The organism is uncultured Cetobacterium sp. (assembly GCF_947038635.1).
In the GTDB taxonomy this organism is placed as follows: domain Bacteria; phylum Fusobacteriota; class Fusobacteriia; order Fusobacteriales; family Fusobacteriaceae; genus Cetobacterium_A.
Genome location: NZ_CAMQXC010000124.1, coordinates 1 through 6,341, shown reverse-complemented (window position 1 = coordinate 6,341; position 6,341 = coordinate 1). Strand labels below are relative to the sequence as shown.

Sequence of the window (6,341 nt, the reverse complement as noted above, 5' to 3'; positions counted from 1 at the left end):
ATCTTGTATAATATTATATGATTGTTATGAAAAAATATCAATTTGAAAAAAACTAACAAAAAAGTTGTATAAAATTTCAATAGCTTTTTAAAGTATGAATTTTTATTTCAAATTATAATGACAACTAGATCTTTTAATTAAAATAGGCTTAAGACTTTTTTGAATAATAGTTTTATTTCCATTTAAAAGATAATCAATAGCATCTTCCATCATTAAATCTACAGGGTGTCTAATACTTGTAATATTTAAAGCTGTAGATATAATAGTATCATCAAAACTTAAAATAGATATATCTTCAGGAATAGATAAGCCTTTTTTTCCAATTTCTTTTATTAGATTTAAAGCAATAACATCATTAGATGTTATAAAAGCTGTAGGAAAATCTTTTAAAGAGTCTAGTTTTGAAGATAAATTATCAAGATGACTATTAGTGACATCAGTTTCTATAAACCACTCATTTGAAAATTTTAAATTCTTTTCAGAGAAAAACTCTTTTACTCCTAAAAGTTTTATATTTTTTTTATCAGCTCCAATAAAACCTATTTTTCTATGATTTAAATTATAAAGATGTTCTGTGGCGATTTTTCCACCTTGAAGAAGAGAAGTATAAACACATGGATAGTTAGGCAGACTGCAATCTACAATTACAAAATTTTCATTTTGCTTTTTTAAAAATTCAAGATTTTCTTTTGCTACAGGAGCAATAATGATTCCATCCACATTTCGAGCTTGTAAATTTAAAATATGCTCTTTTTCCAAAGCTTTATCTCCTCCAGAGTTGAGAATAATAACTGTATATCCATTTTCTCTAGCTGCTTTTTCAACATATCTAATCATCTCTAGATAATAGTAATTAGATAGATCAAAAAGTATAACTCCAATTATTTTAGAAGAGCTGCTTCTTAAGGTTTTAGCACTAGAGTTTGGTTTAAAACCTTGATCTAAAATTATTTTTTCAACACGAGCCCGAACTTCAGGGTCTACAGTTGGATTTCCATTGACCACTCTTGATACAGTGGATTGAGAAACACCAGCTAATTTTGCTATATCTTTCATAGTTAAAGTTTTTTTCATAGAACCACCTTTCAAAAGTTATTGTGAACTCAATTAAAGTATTTTTTTATAAATTTGTCAAACAATTTTTTTTATTAAATATTCCTCTTGACAAAAATAGATTCATAGAATAAACTCGTATCAAGAATACGTATTCTTATAAAAAATAAAGTTTTTATAGAATATATTCGATAAAAAAGAATTAAAATAAAACATAATTTAAAAAAATAGAGTGGTAAAAATAGGGAGGAGAAATGAGATTTGTAGAGGAATATATAGAGATAGATGGAGAAAAAACTCTTCTTATATCTGGAGCGATGCATTACTTTAGAACTTTACCTGAGCAGTGGAAGGATAGACTTGAGAAAATAGCATCAGCAGGTTTTAACTGTGTAGAAACTTACGTACCATGGAATCTTCATGAACCTAAAGAGGGAGAATATAACTTTTCAGATATGTTAGACCTTGAAAGATTTATATCTTTAGCTGATGAAGTGGGACTTTATGTTATTTTAAGGCCATCTCCGTATATATGTGCAGAATGGGAGTTTGGAGGGTTGCCACCATGGTTATTAAAATATCAGGGAATAAGACTTCGTACTATGGACTCAACGTATATAGAGAAAATTGATAGATACTATGATACTCTAGTTCCTAAGTTTACAAAATATCTCTCTACAAATGGAGGCCCTATAATAGCTGTTCAAATTGAAAATGAGTATGGAAGCTATGGAAACGACTATAAGTACTTAAGTTATTTAGAAGAGGCTTTAATAAAAAGAGGAGTTAATGTGCCACTATTTACTTCAGATGGTCCAACTCATTGGATGCTATCTGGAGGAACATTACCACATATTTGGAAAACAATAAATTTTGGTTCAAAGACAGAGGAGTCATTTGAACTATTTAAAAAATATCAAAGCAATATGCCAAAAATGGTTATGGAATTTTGGATAGGATGGTTTGATCATTGGGGACAAGAGCACATAACTAGAAAAGGTGAAGAGGTAGCAGAGGAGTTTAAATATATGTTAGAAAACAATATCTCTGTAAACTTCTATATGTTCCATGGAGGAACTAACTTTGGATTTATGAATGGAGCAAACTATCATGATGAGCAGCGTTGTACAGTAACTAGTTATGATTATGATGCTCTTTTAACAGAAGATGGAGATTTAACTAAAAAATATCATCTGGTAAAGGATACTATTGATGAATTAAAAGAAAAAATAAATATTAAAAAACATAAAAATTACAAAGAGTATAAAGTAAAAGATTCAAAAAAAATAGCTTGTGGGAAAGTAGAGTTTAAGGAAAGTGCATCTCTTTGGAATAATTTAAATATACTATCTAAACACTATACTTCACCGTATGTAAAAACTATGGAGGAGCTAGATCAAGATTATGGGTTTATACTTTATAAAACAAAGGTTAAAGGAGTTATTGAAAATATGCCACTAACTTTGCAAGAGGTTAGAGATAGAGCTTTGATATATTTAAATGGAGAGTTTAAAGGAGTTATTGATAGAAATAATAAACAGGAAATAATACTAAACTGTGAAAAAGAAGAGTCAACATTAGAGATTTTAGTTGAAAATATGGGGAGAATTAACTATGGACCTTTGTTAAAAGATAGTAAAGGTATAACAGAGGGGGTTAGACTTGATAGACAGTTTCTATTTAATTGGGAAATTTACACAATACTATTAGATGATATATCTAATTTAGATTTTGGAGATTGCGTTAAAGATGTTGAAAATTACCCAAGATTCTTTAAAGGAACTTTTAATGTGTCTGAGATTGGAGATACTTTCTTAGATTTCACAGGGTGGGAAAAGGGTGTTGTATATATAAATGGATTTAACTTAGGGAGATACTGGAATGAGGGACCTCAAAAGAGACTTTATGTTCCATCACCTCTTTTAAAAGAGGGAGAGAACGAAATTGTTATTTTTGAACTTCATAATAATGGTGAAGTTATGGAACTTTTTGCAGAAGCTAAACTTTTTTAAGGAGGGTAAAAAATGAAAAGATATTTAAAGGTTTTAGGAGTAGGAGCAATGTTGTTTATGGCTGCTTGTGGTGATGGAGAAAAGAAAGAGGTAACTAAAGCAGAGGATAAAAAAATTGAGCTGACTTTTGTAACATACTCTGGAACAGGGGAAGAGTATATGATGGATACAAATAGTCTAGCAGAAGCTTATCAAAAGGTAGCTCCAAATGTAACAATAAAAATGGAGAAAATACCTGCAACTGAGTATGATAATACAATGAAAATAAGAAACTCAGCACAGAAACTACCAGATATTTTTCCTGTGAGAGTTGTAACTATGGAAAGTTTTAAAAGTGTGCTACTTCCTTTAAATCAAACAGAAGCTGCAAAAGTAAATAAGTTTGCTAAAGATTTTGAAATTGATGGAAACATATATGGATTACCAATGTATGGTTTTAATGAGTTTGTTTATTATAGAAAAAGTGTATTCAATGAGTTAGGACTGGAGATACCTACAACATGGGGAGAGTTTGTAGCACTTTCAACAAAGATAAAAGACAATGGTACTTATATTCCAATGGCATTAGGTGCTAAAGACTCTTGGACAACATATCCTTTTAATGAGTTTATGCCATTTTTAGTTCCAGGTGGTAATGATATTTTAAGTAAAATGGCTGTAGAAAAAGATCCATTTTCTCCGGGAAAACCATTTTATGTAGCTTATGATATGTTAGATAAATACTACAATACAAAGCCTTTTGGAGATGATCCATTAGGATATGGTTGGGATCAAGAAAAAAGTATGTTTGCTTCTAAAAAGGCAGCTATGTTAGCATCAGGGCAATGGTTTTATATGGATTTAGAAAAAGAGATGTCTAAAGAAACATTAGATGATGTAGGAGTATTTGTACTACCAGCTCGTGAAACAAAAGAGGATCCATTTAGATATTTAGTTTCAGCTGAAGTATTTTTATCAATTCCAAAATATAGTAAAAATGCTGACGAGGCTAAAAAGTTCTTAGATTGGTTCTTTACAAGTGACTATTATAAAGAGTATGTAACATATATGAATGTATTACCAGCTGTAGAGGGAGTAAAGGGTAGAGAGAGTATGTTTAATGTGGCTATAGCAAATATTCCAAATCCAGAGGTTGTACTTCAAAAAGGTGGAGATGAAAAGTTTAGAAAAATAGCTAATTATATATCTTTTGATGTTAAGAGAATGGGGCAAGAGATGATTCAAGGAGTTAATTTTACAGAGTATATGAATGAGTTTAACAAAAGATGGACAGAAGCTCAAGAAAATACAAAGTAGTTGTTAGGAGTAGAGTATGAAAGATAAAACACAAAAAAGTATATTGTTAGCATGTTTTTTAGCAATACCAACTATATTGCTATTTGTATTTGTTCTTTATCCAGGATTTAAATTAGCTCTAATAAGTTTTACAGATTGGGATGGAATAAATCCTAGTTATAACTACGTTGGATTAAAAAATTATACTCAAGTATTTCAAAGAAAAGATATTTGGCAAAGTTTAAAAAATAATAATCTATATTTTATGCTGCATCTTCTTTTTATTCCAATAGAGATGTATTTAGCAATGCTTTTAGATAGGTATATCAAAAAAAGTGAATTTTTTAAAACTATAGTTTTTATGCCATATATAATAAATGGAGTTGCAATAGCCTATATGTTTTCCTTTTTATATAGTTCTGAGGATGGGGTATTAAATGGACTTTTAGCTCTTGGAAGTATTGGAAAAATCAGATGGTTAAGTGATCCTAAAATTGTAAACTATTCATTAGTTGTAGTTTCTCTTTGGAGATTTACAGGGGTTCACATAATACTTTTCTTAGCTGGACTTCAATCAATAAATAAGGATATGTTAGAGGCTGCATTAATTGATGGAGCCTCAGTATTACAGCAATTTGTAAAAATAATAATACCTAATATGAAATCTATTCTTAGTATAGTACTGTTTTTAAATGTTAGAGGAGCTCTGATGGTTTTTGATATTCCATTTGTTATGACAAGTGGAGGTCCAGGAACGAGCAGTACAACATTTGCTCTTCACACAGTAAAAACAGCCTTTGAATTTAGTAACTTTGGTTTAGCTTGTGCAATGGCTATAGTTTTAATAGTTGCAATAATAGTTATATCAATAGTTCAAGGTTTAGTTTTAGAGCCTGAAAAGTTTAGAGGTAAGCTAAATAAAGTAAAAGGATTTTTAAAAAAAGAGGAGTTAAAAGTTGAAATGGCAATAGAAAAGGAGGGGGAAAAGTTTGAAAAAGAAAAAGACGAGCGAGTTACTATTTAATGCTCTAAATCACACAGTTTTTGTAGTTATAACTTTGATAGTTTTAGTTCCCTTACTTTTAGTGGTATTATCATCTTTTAAAACTCCAGAGCAGATAGCTCAAGGGTATCATCTATCTTTACCAGCACCATTTTCATTAGATAACTACAAAGAGGTTTTTAAAAATGGAAATGTTTTAACAGGGTTTAAAAACTCAATGCTTTTAGTTTTAGGAACAATAACAGTAAATGTTATTTTAAGTAGTATGGTTGCTTACTCTTTAAGTAGATTTGAGTTTAAACTTAAAAAGGTATACTTCTTTTTATTTAGTTTTTCAATGCTAATACCTAGCTTTATTGCTGAGATAACAAGATTTGGAATAATTGGAAGACTTGGAATATATGATACACTACTAGCACCAATGGTAATCTATATATCAACAGATATACTTCAAATATATGTGTATAAACAGTTTATAGATCAGATTCCATACTCTTTAGATGAAAGTGCAAGAATTGATGGATGCTCATATTTTAAAATATATTGGAAAGTTATATTTCCACTTATTTTACCAGCAACAGCCACACTTATAATCTTAAAATCTGTAGATGTATTAAATGATATGTTTACACCATATCTATATATGCCAAGTGCTGCTAATGCAACACTTACAACAATGTTAATGAACTATGTAGGGCGTAGCGGTTCATGGGCTAAGTTATCAGCTGCTATAGTAATAGTTATGTTACCAACAGTTATAATGTATTTGATATTTAAGAAGAAGATTTTATCAGGAATAGTAGCAGGAGCTGTTAAAGAGTAAAAAATGGAGAGTTTAAAATCTCTCCATTTTTTATTAGAATTTTATTTAATTCCAGTTGATGCCATTCCTTCAATAAACTTCTTTTGGAATATTATAAACATAATTAACATAGGTAAAACTCCTAGAATAGCTCCGGCCATAGCTAAAGGATAATCTGTCCCATGTTGTCCAGATA

General features: G+C 29.7%; 5 protein-coding genes. 4 read left to right on the top strand and 1 reads right to left on the bottom strand.

What is annotated here, in order from left to right; translation table 11 throughout:
- Positions 1-102 precede the first annotated feature (102 nt).
- Complete coding sequence (locus Q0V08_RS09955) at positions 103-1,074, bottom strand: LacI family DNA-binding transcriptional regulator (protein ID WP_297434385.1); 972 nt, start codon at positions 1,072-1,074, stop codon at positions 103-105.
- A gap of 233 nt (positions 1,075-1,307) precedes the next feature.
- Between Q0V08_RS09955 and Q0V08_RS09950 the strand changes: the two genes are divergently transcribed.
- From Q0V08_RS09950 to Q0V08_RS09935, 4 genes are read left to right on the top strand one after another with little or no spacing between them, the layout of a single operon-like run.
- On the top strand, positions 1,308-3,065 hold the full coding sequence (locus Q0V08_RS09950; protein WP_297434383.1) for a beta-galactosidase: 1,758 nt from the start codon (positions 1,308-1,310) through the stop codon (positions 3,063-3,065).
- A 12-nt stretch (positions 3,066-3,077) separates the two neighbouring features.
- Complete coding sequence (locus Q0V08_RS09945; protein WP_297434381.1) at positions 3,078-4,361, top strand: extracellular solute-binding protein; 1,284 nt, start codon at positions 3,078-3,080, stop codon at positions 4,359-4,361.
- A gap of 16 nt (positions 4,362-4,377) precedes the next feature.
- A complete protein-coding gene (locus Q0V08_RS09940; RefSeq protein WP_297434379.1) occupies positions 4,378-5,364 on the top strand; it encodes a sugar ABC transporter permease in 987 nt (328 codons plus the stop codon).
- On the top strand, positions 5,330-6,166 hold the full coding sequence (locus Q0V08_RS09935) for a carbohydrate ABC transporter permease (RefSeq protein ID WP_297434377.1): 837 nt from the start codon (positions 5,330-5,332) through the stop codon (positions 6,164-6,166). The genes Q0V08_RS09940 and Q0V08_RS09935 overlap by 35 nt, the downstream gene beginning before the upstream one ends.
- Positions 6,167-6,341: the final 175 nt, after the last annotated feature.

Coding starts and splice junctions, on each gene's coding strand:
- Q0V08_RS09945 (WP_297434381.1), top strand. CDS start 3,078: ATGAAAAGATATTTAAAGGTTTTAGGAGTAGGAGCAATGTTGTTTATG.
- Q0V08_RS09940 (WP_297434379.1), top strand. CDS start 4,378: ATGAAAGATAAAACACAAAAAAGTATATTGTTAGCATGTTTTTTAGCA.
- Q0V08_RS09955 (WP_297434385.1), bottom strand. CDS start 1,074: ATGAAAAAAACTTTAACTATGAAAGATATAGCAAAATTAGCTGGTGTT.
- Q0V08_RS09950 (WP_297434383.1), top strand. CDS start 1,308: ATGAGATTTGTAGAGGAATATATAGAGATAGATGGAGAAAAAACTCTT.